General features: G+C 71.1%; 25 protein-coding genes. 14 read left to right on the top strand and 11 right to left on the bottom strand.

Going from position 1 to position 25,166, the window contains the following annotated elements:
- Positions 1–8 precede the first annotated feature (8 nt).
- Positions 9–446 (bottom strand): RpiB/LacA/LacB family sugar-phosphate isomerase, encoded by a 438-nt coding sequence (locus ACIHFD_RS05165; RefSeq protein WP_397365693.1) that lies wholly within the window; start codon positions 444–446, stop codon positions 9–11.
- Between the two features lie 106 nt (positions 447–552).
- Between ACIHFD_RS05165 and ACIHFD_RS05160 the strand changes: the two genes are divergently transcribed.
- The 7 genes from ACIHFD_RS05160 to ACIHFD_RS05130 are packed head-to-tail and all read left to right on the top strand — an operon-like array spanning position 553 to position 8,402.
- On the top strand, positions 553–1,623 hold the full coding sequence (locus tag ACIHFD_RS05160) for a DUF917 domain-containing protein (RefSeq protein WP_397365692.1): 1,071 nt from the start codon (positions 553–555) through the stop codon (positions 1,621–1,623).
- Positions 1,616–3,190 (top strand): hydantoinase/oxoprolinase N-terminal domain-containing protein, encoded by a 1,575-nt coding sequence (locus tag ACIHFD_RS05155; RefSeq protein WP_397365691.1) that lies wholly within the window; start codon positions 1,616–1,618, stop codon positions 3,188–3,190. The genes ACIHFD_RS05160 and ACIHFD_RS05155 overlap by 8 nt, the downstream gene beginning before the upstream one ends.
- A 23-nt stretch (positions 3,191–3,213) precedes the next feature.
- Positions 3,214–4,839, top strand: a complete 1,626-nt coding sequence (locus tag ACIHFD_RS05150) for an ABC transporter substrate-binding protein (RefSeq protein WP_397365690.1) — start codon at positions 3,214–3,216, stop codon at positions 4,837–4,839.
- 2 nt (positions 4,840–4,841) lie between these two features.
- Positions 4,842–5,858: an ABC transporter permease gene (locus ACIHFD_RS05145; protein WP_397365689.1), complete on the top strand. Its 1,017-nt coding sequence runs from the start codon at positions 4,842–4,844 to the stop codon at positions 5,856–5,858.
- Entirely contained in the window at positions 5,855–6,709 is an 855-nt protein-coding gene (locus ACIHFD_RS05140; RefSeq protein WP_355199430.1) for an ABC transporter permease, read from the top strand. Before ACIHFD_RS05145 ends, ACIHFD_RS05140 begins: the two co-directional genes overlap by 4 nt.
- Positions 6,706–7,533: an ATP-binding cassette domain-containing protein gene (locus tag ACIHFD_RS05135; RefSeq protein WP_397365688.1), complete on the top strand. Its 828-nt coding sequence runs from the start codon at positions 6,706–6,708 to the stop codon at positions 7,531–7,533. Before ACIHFD_RS05140 ends, ACIHFD_RS05135 begins: the two co-directional genes overlap by 4 nt.
- A 2-nt stretch (positions 7,534–7,535) precedes the next feature.
- Positions 7,536–8,402: an ABC transporter ATP-binding protein gene (locus tag ACIHFD_RS05130; RefSeq protein ID WP_397365883.1), complete on the top strand. Its 867-nt coding sequence runs from the start codon at positions 7,536–7,538 to the stop codon at positions 8,400–8,402.
- On the opposite strand, the gene ACIHFD_RS05125 is transcribed toward ACIHFD_RS05130, so the two are convergent.
- Positions 8,395–8,856, bottom strand: coding sequence for a MarR family transcriptional regulator (locus ACIHFD_RS05125; RefSeq protein ID WP_350728082.1), 462 nt, complete (start codon positions 8,854–8,856; stop codon positions 8,395–8,397). The two genes, ACIHFD_RS05130 and ACIHFD_RS05125, sit on opposite strands and share 8 nt — an antisense overlap.
- 75 nt (positions 8,857–8,931) lie before the next feature.
- On the opposite strand from ACIHFD_RS05125, the gene ACIHFD_RS05120 reads away from it, so the two are divergent.
- Positions 8,932–10,341: an MFS transporter gene (locus ACIHFD_RS05120; RefSeq protein ID WP_397365687.1), complete on the top strand. Its 1,410-nt coding sequence runs from the start codon at positions 8,932–8,934 to the stop codon at positions 10,339–10,341.
- Here ACIHFD_RS05120 and ACIHFD_RS05115 read toward each other — a convergent pair.
- Together ACIHFD_RS05115 and ACIHFD_RS05110 are read right to left on the bottom strand one after the other, a co-directional pair.
- Positions 10,319–10,675: a DUF742 domain-containing protein gene (locus tag ACIHFD_RS05115; RefSeq protein WP_185067699.1), complete on the bottom strand. Its 357-nt coding sequence runs from the start codon at positions 10,673–10,675 to the stop codon at positions 10,319–10,321. The genes ACIHFD_RS05120 and ACIHFD_RS05115 overlap by 23 nt on opposite strands.
- Positions 10,668–12,554 carry a nitrate- and nitrite sensing domain-containing protein gene (locus ACIHFD_RS05110; protein ID WP_350728080.1) on the bottom strand — a complete coding sequence of 629 codons (1,887 nt, stop codon included), beginning with the start codon at positions 12,552–12,554 and terminating at the stop codon, positions 10,668–10,670. Before ACIHFD_RS05110 ends, ACIHFD_RS05115 begins: the two co-directional genes overlap by 8 nt.
- Positions 12,555–12,726: 172 nt before the next feature.
- Here ACIHFD_RS05110 and ACIHFD_RS05105 point away from each other — a divergent pair, with 172 nt between their 5' ends.
- Positions 12,727–14,286, top strand: a complete 1,560-nt coding sequence (locus ACIHFD_RS05105) for an ABC transporter substrate-binding protein (protein WP_397365686.1) — start codon at positions 12,727–12,729, stop codon at positions 14,284–14,286.
- On the opposite strand, the gene ACIHFD_RS05100 is transcribed toward ACIHFD_RS05105, so the two are convergent.
- On the bottom strand, positions 14,262–14,429 hold the full coding sequence (locus tag ACIHFD_RS05100; protein ID WP_397365685.1) for a hypothetical protein: 168 nt from the start codon (positions 14,427–14,429) through the stop codon (positions 14,262–14,264). The two genes, ACIHFD_RS05105 and ACIHFD_RS05100, sit on opposite strands and share 25 nt — an antisense overlap.
- Before the next feature lie 20 nt (positions 14,430–14,449).
- Between ACIHFD_RS05100 and ACIHFD_RS05095 the strand changes: the two genes are divergently transcribed.
- Positions 14,450–15,067, top strand: a complete 618-nt coding sequence (locus ACIHFD_RS05095; RefSeq protein ID WP_397365882.1) for a hypothetical protein — start codon at positions 14,450–14,452, stop codon at positions 15,065–15,067.
- Between the two features lies 1 nt (position 15,068).
- Here ACIHFD_RS05095 and ACIHFD_RS05090 read toward each other — a convergent pair whose 3' ends face one another.
- From ACIHFD_RS05090 to ACIHFD_RS05080, 3 genes are read right to left on the bottom strand one after another with little or no spacing between them, the layout of a single operon-like run.
- Positions 15,069–15,401, bottom strand: coding sequence for a DUF4326 domain-containing protein (locus ACIHFD_RS05090; protein WP_350728078.1), 333 nt, complete (start codon positions 15,399–15,401; stop codon positions 15,069–15,071).
- A 54-nt stretch (positions 15,402–15,455) separates the two neighbouring features.
- Positions 15,456–15,776, bottom strand: a complete 321-nt coding sequence (locus ACIHFD_RS05085) for a hypothetical protein (RefSeq protein WP_350728077.1) — start codon at positions 15,774–15,776, stop codon at positions 15,456–15,458.
- A gap of 8 nt (positions 15,777–15,784) precedes the next feature.
- Entirely contained in the window at positions 15,785–16,888 is a 1,104-nt protein-coding gene (locus ACIHFD_RS05080; protein WP_397365684.1) for a zinc metalloprotease, read from the bottom strand.
- A gap of 213 nt (positions 16,889–17,101) precedes the next feature.
- On the opposite strand from ACIHFD_RS05080, the gene ACIHFD_RS05075 reads away from it, so the two are divergent.
- On the top strand, positions 17,102–20,104 hold the full coding sequence (locus ACIHFD_RS05075; RefSeq protein ID WP_397365683.1) for a BTAD domain-containing putative transcriptional regulator: 3,003 nt from the start codon (positions 17,102–17,104) through the stop codon (positions 20,102–20,104).
- Positions 20,105–20,151: 47 nt separating this feature from the next.
- On the opposite strand, the gene ACIHFD_RS05070 is transcribed toward ACIHFD_RS05075, so the two are convergent.
- Positions 20,152–20,880, bottom strand: coding sequence for a BTAD domain-containing putative transcriptional regulator (locus ACIHFD_RS05070; protein ID WP_397365682.1), 729 nt, complete (start codon positions 20,878–20,880; stop codon positions 20,152–20,154).
- Positions 20,881–21,015: 135 nt separating this feature from the next.
- Between ACIHFD_RS05070 and ACIHFD_RS05065 the strand changes: the two genes are divergently transcribed.
- From ACIHFD_RS05065 to ACIHFD_RS05055, 3 genes are all read left to right on the top strand, one after another.
- Entirely contained in the window at positions 21,016–21,810 is a 795-nt protein-coding gene (locus ACIHFD_RS05065) for a hypothetical protein (protein WP_397365681.1), read from the top strand.
- 257 nt (positions 21,811–22,067) lie between these two features.
- A complete protein-coding gene (locus ACIHFD_RS05060) occupies positions 22,068–22,847 on the top strand; it encodes an exodeoxyribonuclease III (RefSeq protein WP_397365680.1) in 780 nt (259 codons plus the stop codon).
- A gap of 91 nt (positions 22,848–22,938) precedes the next feature.
- A complete protein-coding gene (locus ACIHFD_RS05055) occupies positions 22,939–23,172 on the top strand; it encodes a hypothetical protein (protein ID WP_350728071.1) in 234 nt (77 codons plus the stop codon).
- 60 nt (positions 23,173–23,232) lie between these two features.
- Here the strand turns inward: ACIHFD_RS05055 and ACIHFD_RS05050 are convergent, their stop codons facing one another.
- Both ACIHFD_RS05050 and ACIHFD_RS05045 read right to left on the bottom strand, forming a co-directional pair.
- Positions 23,233–24,159, bottom strand: coding sequence for a cobalamin biosynthesis protein (locus ACIHFD_RS05050; RefSeq protein WP_397365679.1), 927 nt, complete (start codon positions 24,157–24,159; stop codon positions 23,233–23,235).
- Complete coding sequence (locus ACIHFD_RS05045; RefSeq protein ID WP_397365678.1) at positions 24,143–24,925, bottom strand: phosphotransferase; 783 nt, start codon at positions 24,923–24,925, stop codon at positions 24,143–24,145. Before ACIHFD_RS05045 ends, ACIHFD_RS05050 begins: the two co-directional genes overlap by 17 nt.
- Positions 24,926–25,166 lie beyond the last annotated feature (241 nt).

Here is a 25,166-nt window from a genome sequence, read left to right as displayed (position 1 = left end):
TATACAGGTTAGTCAATCTCGTCCAGGTGGGAGATGTTCGCCACGTCGGCCGACTCGGCGCTCGGCCGTCCCGCCAGCCAGGCGTCGAGGATCTCGTCGAGCACCACCTCGGACGTGAGCCGCAGGCTGAGCGCCAGCACGTTGGCGTCGTTCCACTTCCTGGCCCCGTCGGCCGTGTAGGCGTCCACGCACAGCGCCGCTCGGATCCCGGGCACCTTGTTCGCCGCGATCGAGGCGCCTGTGCCGGTCCAGCAGCAGACCACCGCCTGGTCGGCCCGCCCCTCGCGCACGTCGCGGGCGGCCAGCTCGGAGGCCCACGCCCAGTCGTCGCGCTCCTCCTCGCTGAGCGCGCCGTGGGTGACCACCTCGTGTCCCCGCCTGCGCAGCTCCGACACGACCCGCTCGGCCACCCCGTCCTTGCTGTCGGCGGCCACCGAAATCCGCATGTGCCCTCCCGTTCCGACCTCAGATGTATCAAGGGCCGCGGCCCAGGCGCCAGCACATGCCCTGGACTGGCTAAATGAGATGAAGTGTGCTTGGTTGTGTCGCCATATGAATATTGACGAGAGCGATATTCCGGCGCTCGCCCGCGGGTGCGCCGTCCTGGGCACCGGGGGCGGTGGTGACGTGCGTACCGGATCGCTGGCGGCGATCGGGGCCGTCCGCGAGTACGGCGAGGTCCCGCTGATCGGCCTGGACGACCTGGACGACGACGCGCTGATCGTGCCGCTGTCGGGCATCGGGGCTCCGACCGTGAGCCACGAGATGATCCACAGCGCGGACGAGCCCAAGCGCATCGCCGAGGAGATCGAACGCCTCTTCGGCCGTCCCCCGAGCGCGATCATGTCCTCCGAGATCGGCGGCTCCAACGGGGTCGCGCCCGTCGCCTGGGCCGCCCGGCTCGGCCTGCCGCTGCTCGACGCCGACGGCATGGGGCGGGCGTTCCCCGAGGTCCAGATGGTGTCGATGTACGTGGCGGGGCTCCCGGCCGACCTGGTGATCATGTCTGACATCGTCGGGAATGTGGTGACCATCCGCCCCGTCGACGGCCTCTGGTCGGAACGGCTTGCCAGGGCCGTCTGCGTGGCCGCGGGCTCGTCCGCGCTGATGGCCGACTACGTGCTCACCACCGTACGGGCCAGAGGCGCGGTCATCGAGGGCACGGTGACCCGCGCCATCGAGATCGGCAGGGCCACGGAGGGCGCGGCGGACCCGCTCGGCGCGCTCCAGGGGAGCCTGGGCGCCGCCCGGCTGATCACCGGCAAGCTGACGGACGTGGAGCGGCGCACCACGGGCGGGTTCGTCCGGGGGACGGCCACGATCGAGGGCACCGGCGAGGACCGGGGCCGCCGCCTCACCCTGGAGCTGCAGAACGAGAACCTGGTCGCCCTGGAGGACGGCCGGGTGCGGGCCATCGTGCCCGACCTCATCACCGTCGTGGACACCGAGACGGCCGCCGCCGTCCAGACGGAGGGGCTCAGGTACGGCCAGCGCGTCACCGTGCTCGCCTGGCCGTGCGACCCGCTCTGGCGCACCCCCAAGGGCCTGGAGACGGCCGGGCCCCGGGCGTTCGGCTACGACCTGGACCACGTTCCCGTCGAGGAGCTGACGGCGCATGGCTGACCTGCGGGTGGGGATCGACGTCGGCGGCACGAACACGGACGCGGTGGTGCTCGACGCCGACGGCAGGGTGATCGCCAATGCCAAGCGGCCGACCACGCCGGACGTGACGGAAGGGCTGCGGGCCGCCCTGGACGCGGTGCTCGCCGAGCTGGGGAATGAGCAGGACCGGATCGGCCGGGTCATGCTCGGCACCACGCACGCGACCAACGCCCTCCTCGAGCGGCGCAACCTCGGCCGCGTCGCCGTGCTGCGGCTCGGCGCGCCCGCCACCACCTCTGTCCCGCCGCTGTCCGGCTGGCCCGGCGACCTGCGTGCGGCCGTCTCGGCGGGGGAGGCGATCGTGCCCGGCGGCCACTACGTGGACGGCCGCGAGATCGGCCCGCCGGGGCTCGACGCCGTGCGCCGCTTCCTGGACGGCCTGGAGGCCGACGCCGTGGCGGTCACCGGCGTGTTCAGCCCGGCCAGCGGCGATCACGAGCGCGTCGTCGAGGAGCTGATCAAGGCCGAGTACGGCCTGCCGGTCTCGGTGAGCCACGAGATCGGCTCGCTCGGGCTGCTGGAGCGCGAGAACGCCACCGTGCTCAACGCCGCCCTGTACGGCGTCGCCGCCCACGTGACCGAGGCCCTGGTCACCGCGCTGGCCGAACGGGGCCTGGGCGCGAAGCCGTACCTGGCGCAGAACGACGGCACGCTCATGACGCTGGAGCACGCCGCCCGGCTGCCGGTCTCCACGATCGGCTCGGGTCCGGCGAACTCCCTGCGCGGCGCCGCATACCTGTCGGGGGTGGCGGACGCGATCGTGGTGGACGTCGGCGGCACCTCCACCGATCTCGGCGTGCTGGTGGGCGGCTTCCCGAGGGAGTCGGCGGCGGCGGTCGAGATCGGCGGGGTGCTGACCAACTTCCGCATGCCCGACATCCTGGCCATCGCGCTCGGCGGCGGCACGGTCGTCCGCAATCCGGGCATCGGCCCCGACTCGGTGGGTTACCGGATCGTCGAGGAGGCGCTCGTGTTCGGCGGCTCCACGGTGACGATGACCGACGCGGCCGTGGCGGCGGGCCGGACCCCGGACGAGGCGGCCGGGTGGCGCGAGCGCCTCGAGGCCGCCGTCCGGGCGCGCGACTCGGGTGACATGTCGGAAAGAATGGCAGACACCCTGCAAAGAGCGGTGGCCGTCGCAGACCAGATGATCATCGATGCCGTGGACCGGATGGCGCTCGGCAAAACGGACAGACCCCTGGTCGCGGTGGGTGGCGGGGCCTTCCTGCTGCCCGACGCCATCCCCGGCGCGAGCCGGGTCGTCCGCCCCGAGCACGCCGAAGTGGCCAATGCCGTGGGCGCCGCCATCGCACTCGCGAGTGGCAGAGTGGATACGATCTTGCCTGCGGGAGATAGCCGGTCAAAAGCGATCGAAAGGGCCAAGGAGGAGGCGGCGGCGCGAGCCGTCGCGGCGGGGGCGGATCCCTCCGGCGTAGAGATCGTGGACCTCCTCGAGGTGCCGCTGAGCTACCTCTCCGAGCCCGCCGTGCGGGTACACGTCAAAGCAGCCGGACCACTCGCCCGGTGACAGACCGAAAGGATCCCCCCCTCATGAGCTGGCACAAGCGTCTGCTCGTCGCCGGGGTCACCGGTGTCCTGGCCTTGACCGCATCCGCGTGCGCGGGCGGTCAGGTGCGCGGGGCCGGCGGAACCCCCAAGCCGGCCGAGAGCAGCGGCAGCAGCCAACCGGCGGCCTCCCCGGCCGCGCAGGCCAACGACAGCACGTTCGTGTACGTGCCGAACCTCGACGTGGTCACCGACTGGGACCCCGCGACCTCGTACTCCAACGAGATCGTCGCCATGCAGAACATCTACGAGGGCCTGACCAGGTACAACTCCCAGGAGAAGAAGGCCGAGCCGCGCCTGGCCACCGAGTGGACCTCGGCGAACGAGGGCAAGGAGTGGACGTTCAAGCTGCGGCAGGGCGTCAAGTTCCACTCCGGCGCCGCGCTCGACGCCGAGGCCGCCAAGAAGGCCATCGAGCGGACGATCGAGAAGAAGGGCGGCGCCGCCTACATCTGGGACGCGGTCAAGACGATCGACGCGGTGGACGCGTCCACGCTGAAGTTCACGCTCAAGTACGCCACCCCGCTCGACCTCGTGGCCTCCTCCGGCTACGCGGCCTACATCTACGACGTGAACGCCGTGGACAAGGACGGCAAGTCGGACGCCGGCACCGGCCCGTACACGATCGACTCCTGGCAGAAGGGCAAGGAGACCGAGCTCACGCTGAAGGCGTACGAGGGCTACTGGGGCGGCTGGAAGCCGGAGCAGTACAAGAAGGTCGCCTACCGCGTCACCCCCGAGATCACCACGGCCTGGCAGCTGCTGCAGAAGGGCGAGGTCAACTTCGTCCAGCGGCTGAACCCGCAGCTCTTCCAGCAGGCCGGGACGACCCCGAACGTGCAGACCTCCGCCTCGCCGTCGTTCCAGAACCTGCTGGTGCTGTTCAACACCGCGAGCGGGCCGGCGAAGGACGTCAGGATCCGGCAGGCCCTGCAGTACGCGATCGACTACGACGGCCTGGTGGCGGCGCTGAAGGGCTCCGGCCAGAAGGCCAACGGCCTGGTGCCGCAGGGGCTGCTCGGCCACGCCAACGACATGGAGCCCAAGCAGGACCTCGCCAAGGCGCAGGCGCTGCTCGCCGAGGCCGGCTACGGCCCGGACAACCCCGAGCTCAAGCTCACCATGACCTACGCGCAGGGCGACGACGACCAGAAGCTGCTGGTCACGCTGCTCAGCTCGGCGCTGAAGGGCATGAACGTGACGCTGCAGGCCAAGCCGATGACCTGGAGCGCGCAGTGGGACCTGGGCAAGAAGCAGGGCCAGGACATCTTCGTCATGTACTGGTACCCGGACTATCCGGACGCCTACTCCTGGTACGTCAACGTGTTCAAGAGCGCCGACAAGCCGCAGTTCAACCTGTCGTACCTGAAGGACTCCGCCATCGACTCGGCGATCGACGCGCTGCCGCAGCTCACGGCCACTGACCAGCTCAAGGCCGACCAGGCGTACAAGGACCTGCAGAAGAAGATCATCCAGGACCAGGCGGCGGTGGCCGTGCCGTACGTGCAGACCTACCAGCGCGCGCTGACATCCGACGTCGAGGGATACGTGGACAACCCCGCCTATCCGAACGTGGTCTTCTTCTACGACCTCAAGAAGCGCGCAAGCTGACGATGTCGCGTTATCTGACCCGCCGGCTCGGCCAGGCCCTCCTGGTCGTGTCCGGCGTGGTCGTGCTCACGTTCGTCGTGATGCGGCTGGTGCCGGGGGATCCGGCGGTCGCGTTCGCCGGGCCGAAGGCCACGCCCGAGGAGCTCGCGGCGGCGCGCACGCGGTTCGGGCTCGACGACCCGATCCCCGTGCAGCTCCTCAACTACGTGCGCGACCTGCTCACCGGCGACTGGGGCGTCAGCCTGCGCACCCGGCAACCGGTGCTCGACGACCTCTACGTGGCGTTCCCCGCCTCGCTGGAGCTGGTCGGCACGGCCCTGCTCATCGCGGTCGTCGTGGGCATTCCGGTCGGAGTGCTCGCCGCCCGCTATAAGGCGAAATTTCCGGATCTGGGGGTTCGGGTCGGCAGCATGCTGGCCGTCTCCGTCCCCGTCTTCTGGCTGGCCCTGGCCCTCCAGACGGTCTTCGCCAGCAACCTCGGCTGGTTCCCGACCGCGGGCGAGTACGACTCCTCGCTCGACACCACCAGCCCGCTCACCCTCTGGACGAACATCACGATCGTCGACGCCCTCATCACCGGCAACTGGCCCATCTTCACCAGCACGCTCCAGCACCTGGTGCTGCCCGCGCTGGTCGTGGCCGCCTACCCCACGGGCGTGATCGCCCAGATGACCAGGGCGGCGCTCATCGAGGAGTCCGGCCAGGACCACACCAAGCTGGAGCGGGCGCTCGGCTTCGGCGAGACGTCCATCCTGACCAGGTTCGCCCTCAGGCCCGCCCTGAACCCGGTCCTGTCGCTGATCGCCCTGGTCTTCGCGTACGCGATCGTCAACGGCTTCCTCGTCGAGGCGGTCTTCAACTGGCCCGGCCTGGGCCGCTACGCCGCCGAGTCGATCAAGTCGCTGGACACCCCGGCCATCGCGGGGGTCACGCTCCTGGTGGCCCTGGTGTACGTGCTGGCCAACCTGGTCGTGGACATCCTCCAGGGCTTCGTCGACCCGCGAGCGAGGGCCCGATGACGAGCGTCGAGGCGCCGCTGCGGCGCACCTTCCTGCCCAGGATCCCCGACAGGTTCGCCGCGTTCGGGGCGGTGCTCATCGTGCTGGTCGTCCTGGCCGCGATCCTGGCGCCGTGGCTCGCGCCGTACCCGGTGGACCAGGTCAAGCCGCTGGAGAACCTGCAGCCGCCGAGCGCCGCGCACTGGTTCGGCACCGACCAGGTCGGCCGGGACGTGCTCACCAGAGTCCTGTACGGCGGCCGCACCTCCCTGTTCATCGCCGTGGCCGTGCTGGCCGTGTCGGCGGTGATCGGGGTCACGCTCGGCGTGGTCGCCGGGTACGCCGGCGGCTGGATCAGGGACGTGATCATGCGGATCACGGACATCTTCCTGGCCTTCCCCGCGCTGCTGCTCTCCCTGGCCCTGGCCGTGGTGCTCCAGCCCAGCGTGAACACGGTCATCCTGGCCATCGCCGTGACCTGGTGGCCCTGGTACACCCGGCTGGCGGCCTCCGTGGCGGCCTCGATCGCCACCCGCAGCTACGTGGACGCCGCCCGGTGCCTCGGCGTGCCCGCGCCGCTGATCATCCTCAGGCACGTCCTCCCGAACTCGCTCACGCCCGTCCTGGTCCAGCTCTCGCTCGACGCGGGCGGCGTGATCCTGACCTCGGCGGCGCTGTCGTACCTGGGGCTGGGCGCGCAGGAGCCGACGGCGGAGTGGGGGCTCATGGTGCAGCAGGGGCAGACGCTCTTCACCACGAACTGGTGGGTGGTCACGTTCCCCGGCCTGGCGATCCTGGTGACGGCGTTCGCGTTCAACGTCCTGGGTGAGGGGCTGCGCAACGCGCTGGACCCGCGAAGGGCGGTCAGATGATCGAGGTGCGCGACCTCCGGGTGCGCTACGGCGGGCGCGTCGTGGCCGACGTGCCGGAGCTGGACGTGCGCGAGGGCGAGTGCGTCGCGATCGTGGGGGAGAGCGGCTCGGGCAAGTCGACCACGCTGATGTCGCTGCTGGGCCTCACCCCAGATGCCGAAATTTCAGGTCATGTACGGGTGTGCGGCGTCGACGTGCTCACGGCGTCACCCCGCAGGCTCCGCGAGATCCGGGGCGCCAGGGTGGCACTCGTGATGCAGTCGCCGCAGGCGGCCCTCAGCCCGGCCACCCGCCTCGGCGTCCTGATGCGCCGCGCCCTCAAGCTCCACGGCGTCGGCAAGCCCGCGGGCCCACGCCCCGGCCCGAAGGACGGCCCCTCTTCTTCTCCGAAGGACAGCACCCCTCCACAACCCGCAGCCGGGAAGGGACGGCTGGAGGAGATCATGGGGGAGGCCGTGGAGGCGGTCATGCTCGACCGCGAGATCCTGCGCCGCTACCCCCACGAGATCTCCGGCGGCCAGGCCCAGCGCTTCGCGATCGCGCTGGCCATCGCCCTGGGCGCCGAGGTGATCCTCGCCGACGAGCCCACGAGCGCGCTGGACGTGACCGTGCAGGCCGAGGTGGTCGGTGTCCTGCGCAGGCTGCGGGAGGAGCGAGGGCTGGCGCTCCTGCTCGTCTCCCACGACCTGGCCCTGGTCTCGACGATCGCCGACCGGGTGCTGGTCATGAAGGACGGCGCGGTGGTGGAGTCGGGGCCGGCCGCGCGGGTGCTGGCCGAGCCGTCCCATCCGTACACGCGCGAGCTGCTGGAGGCGCTGCCGTGACCATGCTCAGGGCCGAGCGCGTGACGCTCGGCTACGGCCGCACCCCGGTCGTGCACGACGTGACCCTGGACATCACCGAGGGCGGCGTCGGGCTGATCGGGGAGAGCGGCTCGGGCAAGACGACCCTGGCGCGCGCGTTCCTGGGCCTCCTCACCCCCATGTCCGGAAATATCTGGTACGGCGACCAAACGCTGAAAAAAGCGGACATGCGGAAGTTCCGGAAAGATGTCCAGCCCGTGTTCCAGGCCGAGGCCCTCGACCCCAGGATGCGCATCGGCGCCTCCGTCGCCGAGGCCCTGCCGCGCGCCGCGCGAGGCCGGGTCAAGAACCTCCTCGAACAGGTTGGCCTGGATCCCGAGCTGGCCACCCGCCGCCCCCACCAGCTCTCCGGCGGCCAGCGCCAGCGCGTGGTGATCGCCAGAGCCCTGGCGGTGAACCCCCGCCTGCTCATCCTGGACGAGCCCACCAGCGCGCTCGACGTCACCGTCCAGGCCAGGATCCTCGACCTGCTGGCCTCCCTTGACACCGAGCGCCTGCTCATCACCCACAACCTCGCCGTCGTGGACCGGCTGTGCCGCACCGCGCACGTGCTCTTCGCGGGCCGCGTCGTCGAGTCGGGGCCGACGGCCGAACTCCTCGCGAAGCCGGCCCACCCCTACACGCGGGCCCTGCGCGACGCCGTGCCGAAGCTGGGCGGCGCCCCGCCCGTGGCCAAGGGCAGGACGGAGGCCGTGCCCGCCCCGACCGGCTGCCCGTTCCGGCTGCGTTGCCCGCTGGCCGCGCCGGAGTGCGAGCAGCCGCCCGCGCTCAGGGACCTGGAAGGCCGCCAGGTCGCCTGCCACCGCGCCGAGGACGTGCTGCTCAGCTGACGAGGTTCTTGAGGTGGGCGCAGAGGTCGCCCGAGAGCTTGCCCATCAGCCGGGACAGCTCCGCCCGGTCCTCCGCCGACCAGTCCGTGAGCGCACCCTCGAACAACTCGGTGGTCACCCGGCGGCACCTGCTCGCCACCTCGGCCCCCTCCTCGGTCAGCGCGATGCGCCAGGCCCTGCCGTCGTCGGGGTCGCGTACCCGCTCGACCAGCTTGCGCTGCTCCAGCGAGGCGACGTGCCTCGTCACGTGAGGGCTCTCCACCTGCAGCGCCTCGGCGATCGCGCCGATCCTGCGCGGCTCGGGCGCGTCCAGCAGGTGGACGAGGATCTTCACGTCGGGCCGGTCGAGCCGGACGCCGGCGGCCTCGGTCAGGCGCTCGTGCGTCTTGGCGCGGTTCAGCGCGTCCACGACTGAGCGGAACGCCGACACCGTCCTGTTGAGATCTTCGTCCATAACCGATTTGCTTACCTAACTTACGTATGTATTATCTTGCCCTGTTACTTACCTAAGTTAGCCAAAGGAGCCGACATGGCGACAGTCGTCGCGTCCGCGGCACGTACGACGTCCACCAGAAGTCCGTGGCCCGGGGTGGTCGCGCTGGCTTTCGCGGCCTCCATCGCCGCACTTCAGAACACCGCCGTGGTCCCATTGCTTCCCGTGCTGCAGCGGGAGCTGCACGCCCCGCTCTCCTCCGTGACCTGGACGCTCACGCTGAGCCTCCTGGTCGCGGCGGTGGCCACGCCGCTGCTGTCGCGCTTCGGCGACATGTACGGCAGGCGCCCCATGATCCTCGGCGCCCTGGGCCTCCTGGTGGTCGGCTCGGTCATGGCCGCGCTGGCGCCCTCGCTGACCTGGTTGATGGTGGCGAGGGTGCTCCAGGGAGCCGTGGCCGCGCTGGTGCCGTTGTCGATCGGGGTGGCGCGCGACGTGCTGCCCAGGGAGCAGCTGGCCACCGGCATCGGGGTGATCAGCGCGACGATGGGGTTCGGCAGCGGCGGCGGGATGATCCTGGCCGGGCTCGCTTCCGGCGACTTCCACCTGGTCTTCTGGATCACGGCCGGCATCTCGCTGGTGGCCGTCGCGATCGTGGCCCTGCTCGTGAAGGACAGCGCCCCGGTGGGCCCCAAGGGCCGTCCCGACCTGGCCGGCGCGGCGCTGCTGACCGCCTGGCTGGTCGCGCTCCTGCTGGGCATCAGCGAGGGCGGCTCGTGGGGCTGGACCTCGCCGGGCGTGCTCGGCCTGTTCGCCGCCGCGGCGGCGCTGGCGGCGGTCTGGGTCGCGGTCGAGCGCCGGGTGGCCGAGCCGCTGGTGGAGATGGCGATGCTGGTCCACCGGGGCACGGTCGGCGCGACGGTGGCCTCGATGCTGCTCGGGTTCTCGTTCTTCACCCTCATGACGGGCACGTCCAGCTTCGCCCAGGTGCCGGTGGAGACCGGTTACGGCTTCGGCGCCTCCACCCTCCAGGTGGGCTTCTTCCTGCTGCCGAGCACGATCTTCATGCTGGTCATCTCGCTGTTCGCGGGCCGGATCATGCGCCGCTTCCAGGCCTCGTCCATGGTGGCGGCGGGGTCGGCGGTCACGGGCCTGGCGGGGCTGTGGCTCGTGGTCGCGCACACCAGCCCGGCCCACCTGTACGTGGCGACCTCACTGATGGGTATCGGCCTCGGCATCGGCTACGCGGCGCTGGGCACCATGGCCGTGGAGCACGTGGACCCGGGCAAGACGGCCCTCGCGGCAGGCGTGAACGCGCTCGTACGCATCGTCGGCGGCAGCACGGCCGGCGCGGCCATCGCCGCCATCCTGGCCGCCCAGCCGGGCGTGGGCGGCTACCAGTGGGTCTTCGGGACGGCAGCCGTTGCCGGGGCCACGGCCGCGCTCTTCGCGGCCGTGTACGGGCGGCTCAACCGCGCGACGGTCACAGCGCCTTCAGGCCGCTGATCACCTCGAGCAGCACCTTCGCGTCGGGTGCGGGGGGCGGGTGCTCGACCTGCACGAGCTGCTGCGCGTGCAGGTCACCGACCAGCACCCGTACCACGCCGATGGGCAGGTTCAGCTCGGCCGCGACGTCCACGAGCCGGGTCGGTTTGGTGCACTTCTGCATGATGATCAGATGCTCGGGGCCCAGGCCCATCGGCGGCGCCAGGCCACCGGCCGTGATGATCACCGCGATGAGGTCGATGGCCTCGCTCGCGGGGACCGTACGGCCCCGGGTCAGTAGGTAGGCCGGGACGATAGGACCGGCGTCCTCGTCCAGCCAGCGTTCGTCACTCACTTCGCACCACCCGCATGGGTCGAGCGGGTTCCTTCACGTGGGCCTCCGGTTCGGGCTCTGCCACGTGCTCTTCCGGGATCAACACGATCGCGGTGGTCCCTCCATATGGTGAACCGCGTAACGTCACGCGGATGTCGTGCCTGGCGGCCAGGCGGGAGACGACGAAAAGGCCGAGCCGGTCGCTGTCGGCCAGGTCGAACTCCGGTGGGCTGGCCAGCCGCTCGTTGAGTTCGGCCAGCTCCTCTGCGCTCATCCCGAGCCCGCGGTCCTCGACCTCGAAGGTGAAGCCGCGGGCCGCCACCTCGCCGCGCACGATGACCGGAGTGTGCTTCGGCGAATAGACGGTGGCGTTCTCGATGAGCTCGGCGATCAGGTGGATCACGTCGCCGACCACGGGCCCGGCCAGGCGCTGGCCGGACATCGGCTCGACGGTGACCCGCTGGTAGTCCTCCACCTCGGCCGACGCGCCGCGGGCCACGTCGAGCAGCGGCACCGGCCGGCTCCAGCCGCGGCCGGGGGTGGCGCCCGACAGGATGATCAGGCCCTCGGCGTGGCGGCGCATGCGGGTGGTCAGGTGGTCGAGCTTGAACAGGTCGTCCAGCGCGTCGGGGTCGGTGGCCCGGTGCTGCATGTCCTGCAGCTGGATGCGCTGGCGGTGCAGCAGGGTCTGGCTGCGCCTGGCCAGGTTGCGGAACACGTGCCCGACGCCCTCGCTGAGCTGCGCCTGCCCGACCGCGGCCTCGACGGCCGTCTGCTGGACGGTGGAGAACGCCTGGCCCACGTCGTCGATCTCGACCGTGGTGCTCGCCACGGACAGCTCCGGCATCTCGACCTTCTCGCCCTTGCGGAGCTTGGCGACCACGTGGGGGAGCCGTTCCTGGGCCACCTCCAGCGCGGCGAGCCGGAGCGCGCCCAGCTCCTTCGACAGCCGGTTGCCCATGCGCAGCGAGAACGCGATCGACACGACCACCAGCCCCAGCGTCGCGCCCGCCAGCAGGAGCGCCCGGGACAGCACCTGGTCGGCGATCGGCTCGGTCCGCGTGTTCAGCACCGCGCTGGCCCGCATCAGCGCTTCCTGGAACGACTTGGACAGCCCCTCCGTGAGGGTGAGCCAGCTCCGCGGCGCCTTCCCGGCGATGATCTGGTCCTCCATGATCCGCAGCCGTTGGTAGGCGGGGGAGGTGATCAGCGCCACCTGCTGGTCGCGCAGGCTCGGGTCGAGCTCGTTGAGCGACTGGTCGACCAGGAAGCGCCGGTTGCCGACGAGCTCCGTGAACAGCCGGCGCTCGGCGGGCTGGGTCGGCCCGAACGCGACGGCCTGTTCCCTGGTCAGCAGCTCCTTGGCGTACCCGAGGTCGATGACGATGCGCGACTGCTCGTAGATCGGGATGTCGTCGATCAGCGCGACCCGCTTGTGCAGGCCGAAGAGCGTGTCGTTGATCGCGCTGTAGGCCTCGACGGTGTGCAGACGGTCGGACAGGCCCGTGTCGATCTCGCCTCGGATCGCATCGAGCCTGTCGAGTTGCGTGTACACCGCGTCCACCTGTGTGCGGATCTCTTCCGATCGGTCCTTGGATGTGCTGGAGAGCTGCCTGAACGCGTCACTGGCGGCATCGGTGCGGGTGCGCTGCGCGGCGACGGCGGACTTGTCCCCCGAGTTACGCAGGAGCCTGGCCGAGACTAGACGTTCACGCTGGATCTCGCTGATCAGTTTGTACGCGGGAAGACGGAGGTTCGTCCAGAGTGTCTTGTATTGACGCAGCTCCAAGCTCTCGGTGGCGGTGACGGCGGTAATGACCCCCCACAAGACCACCATGGAGGCCAGTGGCACGAGTAGTAGTCCGATGATCTTCATGCGGATCGTTCGGCTACGACCCATGACACCTCATTCCGGTCGGTCCCCTGCTGGCAACCCCGGACGGGACAAGCCCAGAGAATAGCAATTGGATCATCAAAATGCCCAATTTTTCGGGACTTTTGGACACCTGGGCCTTGATCCCATCGATCTTGGAGTAGGTTTCCCGAGTACATCGCCGACAGAGGGAGATGCGTTGCGCCGTCGTCTCGCAGCGGCCGCCGCGCTCTTACTCCTCGCGGCCTGCTCGCCGCCTCCGGAGCCCCCGCAGGCGCCGTCCGGGCAGTCCCCGTTCGTCTATGTCGAGAACCTGGACGTCGTCACCGAGTGGGATCCCTCCAAGTCCTACTCCAACGAGATCGTCGCCCTCCAGAACATCTACGAGACGCTCACCTTCTGGAACCCGGTCACCAAGAAGTCCAGCCCCAGGCTGGCCACGTCGTGGCGCTCGTCGCCCGACGGCCGGACGTGGACGTTCAACCTCCGCACCGGGGTGACCTTCCACACCGGCAGGCCCCTGGACGCCGCGGCGGTCAAGTCGTCGGTCGAGCGCACCATGAGCGCCAAGGCGGGCGCCTCCTACATCTGGGACGCCGTCTCGTCCATCAGGGTCGACGGGCCCACGACGGTGACGTTCGCGCTGAAGTACCCGGTCCCGCTGGACCTGGTGGCCTCCTCCACGTACGCGGCCTACATCTACGACACGCAGGCGGCGCCCGACCTCGGGAAGTTCTTCGCGTCGGGCAGGGACGCGGGCTCGGGGCCGTACACGGTGACGAAGTGGCAGAAGGGCAAGGAGGACGAGCTCACGCTCAGCGCGTACGACAAGTACTGGGGAGGGTGGGGCCGGCCGCACTACAACACGGTGAAGTTCCGCGTCGTGCCCGATCCCGACAGGGCGTGGCGGCTGCTGCAGCGCGGCGAGGTGAGCTTCGTGGCGCGGCTGAACCCGCGCCTGTTCGCCGCCGCCTCGACCGCGCCGGGCGTGCGCACCTCCGAGCGGGCGTCGTTCCAGACGGCGATGCTGCTGTTCAACACCGCGAACGGCCCCATGAAGGACGTACGCGTGCGCCGCGCGGTGCAGAAGGCCGTCGACTACCAGGGTCTGGTCAAGGACCTGAAGGGCGCGGTCTCACCGGCCAGCGGCATCATCCCCGAGGGGCTCATGGGGTACGTGCCGGGCCGCGTCCCCCGGCAGGACCTGGCGGGCGCGGCGCAGCTGCTGAACAGGGCGGGGTACGGCCCCGGCGGCCGGCCGCTCCGGCTGCGGCTGACGTACGGGGAGGGCGACACCGACTGGCACCTGCTCGCCACGAAGCTCACCGCCGCCCTCAAGCCGCTCAACGTGACGATCGACGCCAGGGCGATGCCCTGGACCGCCCAGTGGGAGCAGGGCAAGAAGCGCGGCCAGGACATCTTCGTCATGTACTGGTGGCCCGACTACGCCGACGGGTACTCCTACTTCGGCAACGTCTTCCACAGCGGGAACCCGCCCGTGTTCAACCTGGCCTACCTGCGCGACCAGGGCCTGGACGCGCTGCTCGACACCGTGCCTGAGCTGACCGTGACCGACCGGCCGGCGGCGCAGCGGGCGTACGAGCAGGCCACGAAGCGGGTGCTCGACCAGCGGGCGGCCGCGGCGATGCCGTGGGTGGTCAACTACCAGCGGGCCTACCAGGGCGCGGTGCAGGGCTACAACGACAACCCGGCCTACCCGGACGTGGTCTTCGTCTACGACCTACGCCCCTCGGGCTGATTGGTCTCGATCCTTTCGCGCAGCCGGACCTTGATCTCCTCGGGCGTGTAGGCCCGGCGGCGGCGCTCGGCGCGCGCGATCACCACTCCCGTGGCCGCCACGCCCATGATTCCCGCCAGACCGAGCATCTTCCACCAGCGCATGTGCCTAGGCTAACGGTGTGCTGACTCTCGACGAGGCCGTAAGGGTGACGAGGACCGGCGATCTGTGGATTTTCCGCGGGCGCTCGGTCCCCGACCGCGCCATCCAGACGATGACCAACAGCCCGGTCAACCACGTGGGCATGGCGATCGTGGTCGAGGACCTGCCGCCGATGATGTGGCACGCCGAGCTGGGCAAGTCGCTGATCGACCTGTGGTCGGGCACGCACCAGCGCGGGGTGCAGCTGCACGACCTGCGCGACGCGGTGACCACGTGGGTCGGCCGCTACGGCCAGCGGCCCTGGCTGCGCCAGCTCGAGCCGGAGGCGACGCCCGAGATGGAGGACGCGGCCCTGCGCACGGTGGCCCGGCTCGACGGCACCCCGTTCCCCTCCACCGCCCGCCTGGCCGCCCGCTGGGCCAGGGGACGGCTGCCGCGACGGGGCCGCCGCCAGGAGACGCTGGAGAGCGCGTACTGCGCCGAGGTGGTGGCGGTCACGTACGAGGAGATGGGCCTGCTGCCCGGCGGTCGCCGGCCCAACTGGTACGACCCGGGGAAGTTCTGGAGCGGCGACGACCTGGAGCTGCTGATGGAGCGCCGGCTCGGCAACGAGATCACCGTGGGCGTCGAACGTCCGTGAGCTACGGCTCCGCGCCGGCCACGACGGCCAGCAGCGCGTCCGCGTGGCACTCCTGATCGGGGTCGCACCAGCAGGCCAGGTCCTTGCCGCGCAGCTCGCGGCGGGCCCGCTCGACGAGCTCGGGGTGCTCGCGGAGGTGGGCCAGGTAGAGCTCGATCACCTGGGACCGCTGGTGGACCCGGCCGCCGCAGACCCGGCAGCCCTTCTCCGACAGGCTGTGCGGGTTGGCGAACGGGCTGCGCCGGTGACCGGGGAACTCGCGCCCGACGTACTCGGCGCCCTCGGGCACGCGGCCGTGGAACCGGTCGCCCTCGACCTTGACGCGGTGTGCCATGGGTTTTAGACCTCCGCCGCGGCGGCCACGTTCATGCGCGCGATCTCCGGCGGCTCATTTCGCGAAGGCCAGCTGGTCGTTCTCGCGGGACACGACGGTCAGGACGAACGGCTGTCCCGGGCCCCCGGGAAAGGTGATCCGGATCCGGTCGGCTCCCTGACGCTCCCAGTGGCCGACGATCTTCCTGGGCCGGTCGTCCGGCCCGGGAAGCCACTCGACGAAGGTGCCGTCGGAGTGGAACTCCATCCCGCGCCGGGGCCGCCGCGAAGGCCGGAACGCGAAATCGTCCGGTCGGTACACCGCCATCGCGTCGGTGTCCTCCTCGTAGGAGTGCGTCCAGGCTCCGACGACGTCCGGCGCTTCCTCGTTCATCATGATGACGCTCATCGGACCTGGCGGTTCCCGGCCACCACGTTCAGCGCCGCGCGGGTGTCCTTCAGCACCTCCTGGAGCAGCTGCTCCAGGTCGCGCTGCGAACCGTTGCCGGTGAGCCGCGCCTCGGCGGGGGAGGCGACGCCCGCGGGGATCCGCTCCTCGGCGCGCGCGGCCAGCTGCGGGACCAGGAAGGACGCCCGCGGGCCCTCCAGGCAGGCGTTCATCCGCGTCGACTGACCGCTGGTGAACATCATCATGCCGGCGTCGTCGGTGTAGTCCATGTAGTTCACGAACATGTCACCGTTGGGACCGTTGTTGCACGAAATATGGGGAAATTTCGGTATTCCGGTGTTGTTGCCGGCCTGGTTCGGGGTGTCGGCCACCTTGTCGTCGCCGCTGCACCCCTCGCCGTCGTCCCCCCAGATGTGGAAGAGGTTCAGCCAGTGGCCGATCTCGTGCGTCGTGGTCCGGCCCAGGTGGAACGGCGGCGCCGCGGTGCCCGTGCTGCCGAAGGCGGAGTGGCGGATGACGACGCCGTCCGTGTCCGGCGGCCCGCCGGGGAACTGCGCGTAGCCGAGCAGCCCGCCCGTCAGCTGGCACACCCAGATGTTGAGGTACTGGTCGCTGGGCCACGGGGCGGCGCCGCCGCCGGCGCTCGACTTCACCAGGTCGTCGAAGGTGAAGCCCATCCGCTGGGTCTCCACGCGGACGATCCCGTCCGTCGGCTCCCCGTTCGGGCCGCGGCTCGCGAGGTGGAACTCGACCATCGTGTCCGCCACCAGCGACCTCCAGACGGGCGGCACCTTCGTCACGTCGGGGTTGGCGGCCCGGAAGTCCTGGTTGAGGATCTCGATCTGGCTGTGGATCTGGTCGGCGCCGATGTTCTGTTCTGGGCGGGCCGGGTTGTGGACGACGTGCACGACGACGGGGATGCTGATCACGCCGACGCGGCTGACCATGCGGGTGCCGAGCCTGTACTGCGTGGCCTGGTTCTCGATGGACGCCCGCCGCGCGCGGTAGGACATGCTCTCGTTGAGCAGCCGGCGGTGCACGGGCATGGTGCCGCACAGGTCTCGCGTGAGCGGCTCGGACAACTCTGACTCGTCCATCATGATTTCCCCCCAGAAGTGAAGCTAGAGAGGCCGCCCGGCCGGATCGCAGAAGAAGGGCAGACCGCGATCCGGCCGGTCGGACGCTGATGCACTCGTACCGCGAACCGCCCGGTCGAAAGCCCAAAGGAGTGCAAGGCTTCCGGCTCGGATCCACGCGCACGCCGCTCCTCGTCCTGACCGGGAGCGGCCGGACCGCCGTTATGCTCGGGCCCGATGGACATCCGCGTGCTGGGCCCGGTCGAGGTCTACGACGGCGACGTCGAGATCCCGATCGACGGAGCGCAGCAGCAGTGCGTGCTCGGCCTGCTCGCCGCGCACCTCGGCGCGTACGTGCCGGTGGACCGGCTGATCGAGGCGCTGTGGGAACGCGACCCGCCCAAGACCGCCAGGACCATCGTCCAGCTCAAGGTGTCGCAGCTGCGCAAGACCCTGGGCGGGCGCATCGCCAGCACCACGGCGGGCTACGCGCTCGCCGTACCGGAGGAAGAGGTCGATCTCGGGCGGTTCCGCACGCTCGCCGCGCAGGGGCGGGCAGCACAGCCGCGGGACGCCGCCGGCGCGTGGGAGCGGGCGCTGGGGCTGTGGCGCGGGCAGCCGCTGCAAGGGCTCGGCACCGACTGGGTCGAGCGGCGGGTGCGCCGCCCGCTGCTGCGCGAGCGGTGGGACCTGCTGGAGGAGCACGCCGCCGCGCTGATCGAGCTGGGCCGGCACCGCGAGGTCCCCGCGCTGCTGCAGGAGCTCAGGGACGAGGAGCCGCTCAGGGAGACGCCGCACGCGCTGGCCATGACAGCGCTGTGGCACGACGGGCGGCCGGCGGAGGCGCTGGAGCTGTTCCACGACGTGCAACGGCTGCTGGCGGGGGAGCTGGGCGTCGATCCCGGGCCGCGGCTGCGGGACCTGCACCAGCGCATCGTCGAGGGCCACCGGCCCGTGGTGCCGCGCCAGCTCCCCAGAGACGTCCCCTGCTTCGTCGGCAGGCAGGCCGAGGCCGAGCGCCTGAGGCACCTGTTGCACGGCGGCCGCGTGGCCGTGGTGACCGGCGCGGCCGGCATCGGGAAGTCGGCGCTGGCCGTGCACGTCGGCCACCAGGTGGCCGCCGAGTACCCCGACGGCCAGCTCCACATCGACCTCAACGGCTACGGCCAGGGCGAGCCGCTGCCGCCCGAGCGGGTGCTGCCCCGCCTGCTCGGAGCCCTCGGCGTGCCCGCCCCCAGCGGCGCCGCCGAGCAGCTCGACCTCTACCGCTCGACGACGGCCACCAGGCGGGTGCTGGTCGTGCTCGACAACGCCGCCCACGCCGAGCACGTACGCCCGCTGCTGCCCGGCGGCTCCTCCAGCGCGGTCATCGTCACCAGCCGCGACACACTGCGCGGCCTGGCCCTGCAGGGCGCGCAGACCGTACGGCTGGGCACGCTCACCCCCGGCGAGTCCCGCGACCTGCTGGCCGACCTCGTCGGCCCGGACCTGATCCAGGCCGACCCGGCGGCCGCCGCCGAGCTGGCCGAGCTCTGCGGCCACCTGCCGCTGGCGCTGGCCATCGCGGGCGCGAACCTCATCGGCCGGGCCGGCCTGCGCGAATACCTCGCGGAGCTCCTCGACGACCGCCTGAACACGCTGGCCGTCGAAGGCGACGCGCAGGCGACCGTGGCCACGGCCTTCGCCGGCTCGTACGCGGCGCTGACGCCGGACGCCCAGGTGCTGTTCCGGCGGTTCGGGCTGGTCCCCGGCTGCGACTTCACCGCGAGTTCGGCGGCCAGGCTCGCCGGTACGGATCCCGGCACGGCCAAGCGGCTCCTGGCCAGGCTCGCTTCGGCCCACCTGGTCGAGGAGCACGCGCCGGGCCGTTACCGCCTGCACGACCTGGTCCGCCTCTACGCCCGCGAACACTGCACGGACACCGCCGACGACCCGGCCCCGTTGCACGCGTACTACCTGCACACCGCGCGGGCCGTCGCGCCGCTGCTGGCGCCCTCCATCGAGCTGCTCCCGCTGACGGGCGAGGACCCGCCGCGCGACGCGGAGGAGTTCGCCGACGCCGACGCGGCGCGCGCCTGGTTCCAGGCCGAGCAGCACAACCTGCTCACCGTGATCGACCACGCCCGCGGGCGGCTGCTCTGGCGGCTGGCCGAGACCCTGCGCGCCTTCATGTACGGCACCTACCAGCCCGACGTGATCATCACCGCGGCCCGCCGCGCCCTGGCCGCCGCCGAGCGGGCGGACGACCGCGCCGGCCAGGCCAGCATGCACCACACGCTGGCCAACGCCATGTTCGCGCTGAACGAGCCGCGGCCGGCCGTCCGGCACTACGAGCTCGCCTCCGACCTCTATGAGGAGGTCGGCTGGGGGACCGGCACGCTGCTCACGCTGACCAACCTTGCGGTGGCACGCTCCAGCCTCGGGGATCTCCAGCAGAGCCTGGAGAGCCAGGAGCGGATCATCCGGCTGTGGGAGAAGTTCGAGCCGTCCACGAAGCTGGCCGTGACCCTGGAGAACTACGCCATCAAGCTCCTGTGGGCCGGGCGTCCCCGCGAGGCGCTGGACCGGCAGCTCCGGGCCGTCCGGATCAGGGAGGAGCTCGGCGGGCAGCCGCCCTGGGAGGCCAGGGCGTACACCATCCTCGGCGACATCCGCGTGGCGCTGGGCGAGCTCGGGGCGGCCGTCGAGGACTTCGAGCGGGCGCTGGCCGTCGCCAAGGACCTCCAGCTCGCCGCGACGCTGTCCAGCGTGGCCTTCGCGCACCACCTGCGTGGCGACGGCGCCCGTGCCGCCGAACTGGCGCGGCGTGCCGTGGACATAACCCAGGTGCGCCCGCCGGCCCACGAGCACGAGGAGGCGCGCAGCACGCTCGCCCGCGTGGACGAGTCGCTCGACCTCGGCGAGCGCGTCGGCATGCTCAACGAGGTGCTCGCCGTCTACCGGGACCGCACCTACCCCTACCTGGAGTCCCGGGCCCGGGTGTGGCTGGCCGAGGTGCTGGTGGACGGTGGCCGGTGGGACGAGGCCGCCGCCGTGGCCGGGCAGGCGCGCGAGGCGGCCGTGCGGTACGGGCTGCGGCTGCTCGAAGGCCAGGCGCTCACGCTGCTCGCCCGGCTCCACGTACGGGACGGCTCGGCGGGCGAGGGGCGCGACTGCGCCAGGCGGGCTCTGGAGGTGCACCGGGAGTTCGGCCACCGCCTAGACGAGGCCGCGGCCCTGGCGGTGCTCGACCAGACCTGACCTGCCGCACCGGCGGGTGGCCCGGCTCACCGGCGGGGTGGCCCGGGTCAGGGTGGGCCGGCCAGCAGGGTCGCGAACGTGGCCTGAAGCTCCGTCCCCGGGTCCACGCCGAGCTGGTCGGCCAGCAGCCGGCGGGTGCGTTCGTACAGCTCGAGCGCCTCGGCCTGCCTCCCGAGCCGGTAGAAGGCCGTCATCAGCAGCGACACCAGCCGTTCCCGCTGCGGATCGGCCGTCACGCTCGCGCGCAGCGGCGTCACCGCGAGCTCCGGCCGGCCAGTCCTGAGCCGCCTGCGGGCCAGCTCCTCGACGGCGGCCAGCCGCGCCTCGTCCAGCTCGACCGCCGCCACCTCCAGCGCCTTGCCTCCCCCCGAGCCGCCCAGCGCCGGGCCGCGCCACAGAGCCAGCGCCTCGTCCAGCAGCTCGGCCCCGGCCTCGTCGCCGAGGCCCGCCGCCTCCGTGACCAGGCGGCGAAAGCGCAGCGCGTCGACGCGTTCGGGGTCGGCGCGCAGCACGTACCCCGAGGCGTCCCGTTCCAGGCGCACGCCCGGCAACGTCCGGCGCAGCCGGTAAACGTGTCCCTGCACGGTCATCCGCGCGCTGTTTGGGGGAGTTCCCTCCCATACGGCGTCGACCAGCCGCTCCACCGGGACCGGACGGTTCAGGTCCAGCAGCAGCGCGGCCAGTACGTAACGACGCTTACGCGGCCCGATCTCCAGGCGGCGTCCCCCGACACAGGCGTCGATGGACCCGAGCAGGCAGTACTCCAAGTGATCCATCTGTCCCAGGATGCCCGGAAGCGCTAAAACCCCGCTAAAGACGGTTACGGCGCCGTACCCGCACCAACAGAACGCCAACGGGCTCTGCCAGGGTCTTTCACTCACGCTCTACGCCTACACAGGAAGAGACCCAAGTTGATCACGAAGAAGGCCGCGATCGCCGTGCTGGCCGGCTCGCTCCTGGCGGGCCCGGTGGCCGCCGTCGCCCTGACACAGCCGGGCGCGGCCACCATCACCGGCGCCGTCACCGGCACCCACACCGCAGCCGCGAAGGACCGGCTCGGGCCCGGCGAGTGGCTGCTCCCCGGGCAGTCGCTGACCTCGGAAGGCGGCCGGTTCAAGCTCATCCAGCAGGCGGAGGGGAACCTGGTGTTCTACGAGGGCACCAAGGCGCTGTGGACCTCGCCCACCTCGGGCAAGCCCGGCGCCCGCGCGACCATGCAGAAGGAGGGCAACCTCGTCATCTACGGCGCCGACAACAAGCCGCTGTGGTCCACGCCGACCGCCGGCAACCCCGGCGCATACCTGCTGCTGCCCAAGGAGAGCGGCAACCTGGTGATCTACAGCCGGGACAACCGGCCGCTGTGGTCGTCCAAGGCGTACATCGGCAAGCTGCCCTCGGGGCACGTGCTCCGGCCGGGGCAGGCGGTGCAGTCGAGCAACGGCCGCTACCGGCTGATCCAGCAGGACGAGGGCAACGCGGTGCTGTACGACGGGCAGCGCAGCCTGTTCACCACGCCGACGGCCGGTCACCCCGGCGCCCGGTCGATCATGCAGGCGGAGGGCAACTGGGTGGTGGTGGACAGCGGCAACAAGGCCCTGTGGACCACCAAGACGGCCGGCAACCCGGGGGCGTGGCTGGCGGTCAGCGATGACGGGCGGATCATCATCTACTCCCACGACAACAAGCCCCTCTGGACCAGCCGCTGACCCGATCCCGATCTCGCCGCCTTCTGGGGGTCTGTCCGGCGGTCACGGGTTTTCCCATCCGATGGCCCAGAAGGCGGCGTAACGGCGCCCGGCCCCGCACACCTCGTGACCGTCTCCCTGGACAGAGCCCGGCCACGTGCGGGGGGTGGGTTGCCCGCCGTAAGCGTAAAAGCTGGAGGAGAGCACCACGTGCGGCGGGTCGGTGGCCCGCCGTGAGTGGGAAAGCTGGATCTCCGGAAGAGTGGCAGGCTGGAAGGATGCGCCTAGCCACGTGGAACGTGAACTCCGTCAAGGCCCGGCTGCCCCGCCTGCTCGAATGGCTCGCCGAGGCGAAACCCGACATCCTCTGCCTCCAGGAGACCAAATGCTCCGCGCAGGCGTTCCCCACGGCGGAGGTAGCAGAGCTGGGGTACGCCGCCGCGGCCCACGGCGACGGCCGGTGGAACGGCGTGGCGCTCCTCTCCAGGGTCGGCCTCGACGACGTGACCCTCGGCTTCCCCGGTGAGCTGAACGGCGTGGAAGCCGAGGCCCCGGAGGCCCGCGCCATCGCCGCCACCTGCGCAGGGCTGCGCGTCTGGTCCCTGTACGCGCCGAACGGCCGCACCGTGGACTCCCCGCACTACGCGTACAAGCTCGCCTGGTTCGCGGCGCTCCGGGACGCGCTGGCGGCCGAGACGGCCATGCCGCTGGCGGTGTGCGGCGACTACAACGTCGCCCCCACGGACGCCGACGTATGGGACCCCGCGCTGTTCGTCGGCGCCACCCACGTCACCCCCGCCGAACGCCGGGCCCTCGCCGACCTGCGAGCCCTGGGGCTGCACGACGTGGTGCCGACGCCGATGAAGGGCCCGCACCCGTTCACGTACTGGGATTACCGGGCCGGGATGTTCCACCAGAACATGGGCATGCGCATCGACCTGGTCTACGCGAGCGGGGACGTCGCCGGGCGGGTGCGGTCGGCGTACGTCGATCGCGAGGCCCGCAAGGGCAAGGGCCCTTCCGACCACGCCCCGATCGTCGTTGATCTCGGACCATAATTCAAATCACAAACCGCGTCCGTCCGAGTATCCTGTTTTCTCAAATGTTTCGGGGGATTGAGTAGCTTCACGGCCCACAGGGGGGATCTCCGTGGAACCTGCAGACGGTCGCGTCATTCTATTCATCATCATCGCTCTCGCCGTGTTCGCCCTCGGCCGCCGCTTCCAGACGATGATCATCATGCGTCAGGTGTGGAAGCAGAGCGCCAAGCAGGTCACAGCCAGGAAGGCGGTCGCGAACAGCGCCGCGAAGGCGATGATCGGCATCAGCTTGCTCGCGATATTCGTGGTCTGGCTGGTGCTCAACCTCAACCGCGTAATGTGAAAAGCAATCAATAGCTGATTACCGCGCAATTGCGCGGCCGTCCGCAATCCTCCCGATGGCCTATTTGCGGCGATTTCGCAGGGCCCAAGCCGTCAGCACGGCCGCTCCGGCGGCGGCCAGGCTGACGGCGCGCGTAAGGCGTACCGCACGGCGGATGTCCTTGACGTCGGGCTCGGGCCCGTCGCCCATGGTGGGCCGGTGCTCGGTCCTGCCCTGGTAGACGTTCGTGCCGCCCAGGGTGACGCCGAGCGCCCCGGCGAAGGCGGCCTCGCACCTGCCGGCGTTCGGGCTGGGGTGCCGGTGGCCGTCCCGCCTGAGCACCGCCAGCGCGCGGCCGGGGTCCGGCCCGGTCAGGACCGTGAGCAGCCCCGTCACCCTGGCCGGTACGTAGTTCGCCACGTCGTCGAGCCTGGCCGCCGCCCAGCCGAAGCGTTCGTAGCGGGGGGAGTGGTGGCCGACCATGGCGTCCAGCGTGTTGATCGCCCGGTACGCCAGCAGCCCCGGCACGCCCGCCACCGCGCCCCAGAAGAGCGGAGCCACGACGGCGTCGGAGGTGTTCTCGGCCAGCGACTCGACCGTGGCCCTGGCGAGTTCCTTGGCCTCGAGGTGGGAGGGGTCGCGGCCGCAGAGGTGGGGGAGGCGGGCCCTGGCCCGTTCCAGGTCGCCGCCTTCGAGGGCGTCCGCCATGTACTCGCCCTCGCGGGCGAGCGTGGTGCCGCCGAGCACGGCCCAGGTGGCGACGGCTGTGACGGCCGTACGGGCGTGGGGGATCCGCTGGGCGAGTACTCCGAGCGCGGTCGCGCCGCCGACGCAGATAGCGACATGTGCCACTCCGTGCGCCTTCTTGTCCGCGTACAGGGACTTCTCCACCCTCGCGGCGACACGCCCGAAGACCGCGACCGGATGGGCGGCGCTCCGCGGGTCGGCGATCAGCCGGTCGAGGGCCACCCCGAGGGCGAGCCCCAGCGGGTCACACCAGGTGGGCATGGAGCTCGTCTTCGTGTACGTCCAGCCAGGCCGCCGCGCGGCGGATGCGCTCGCCGGCGCCGCCCGCCCACATCTTCGCCCAGTTGCCCCCCGCCGAGGCGCGGGTGCGCATGACGTCGTAGGAGCGGTGGAAGCGGAGCCTGGCCAGTTCGAGGAGGCGGCGGCGGTCGCGGGGCGGCACGCCGTACGCGTCGCAGAACAGCCTCAGCCGCTCGCCCACGTCGAGGTTGCGGAGCAGCGGGGACCGGTCCACGGGGTCGGCGATGGGAGCCCAGTGGCGGAGCGTGGTGACGATGTCGAACAGCCGCGTGGTGGGGCGCGCAAGATCGAAGTCGATCAGCGCGTGGGGCCTGCCCTCGCGAAAGATCACGTTGGCTGGCGTTAAATCACAATGTCCGATGATTTCTGGCGCTTTGTCATCATTCGACCCGCCTTCCCACCCCTCCAGGGACAGCGGGAACCCGACGGTCGCGTCATGAAATTCCCGAAGCAGCACCGCAAGCCGGGCCAGCGCCTCATCACTCACGCTCTCCAGCCGCAACCCGGTCGTCCCCGGCAGATACGTCAGGATCTCCCGCCCGAGCCCGTCCATCCCCACCACCCGCGGCGCCCCTCCGAACCCACGGGCCTCGAGGTGCCGGAGCAGGGCGTGCACGGCGGGTGTCGACGTACTGGCCGGTCTACGCACGGTGTCCCCGACCCGCACCACCCCGTCAGTCACGTCCCCGCCCTGCAACGGAATCTCATGCAGGAGCGTCGCGACCATGCCACGAGAGCTTAGACCCTTTTGCCCCACCCCCGCCCAGCCTTTCCCCACCTCCCACCCACCCTCTCTCAGCCACCTCCCCCGCACCCCCACCTATCGCACCCTCCTGCCCCTCGACCCGCCGCACTCACCACCCGCCCCATCCCCACAGCCACCTGCTCCTGCGCCACCTGCTCCTGCGCCACCTGCTCCTGCGCCGCGGGCTCCTGCGCCGCGGGCTCCTGCGCCGCGGGCTCCTGCG

Source organism: Nonomuraea sp. NPDC051941 (genome assembly GCF_044593615.1).
Note: the sequence above shows the minus strand (reverse complement) of the source record. Positions and strands in the feature narration are given on the sequence as shown.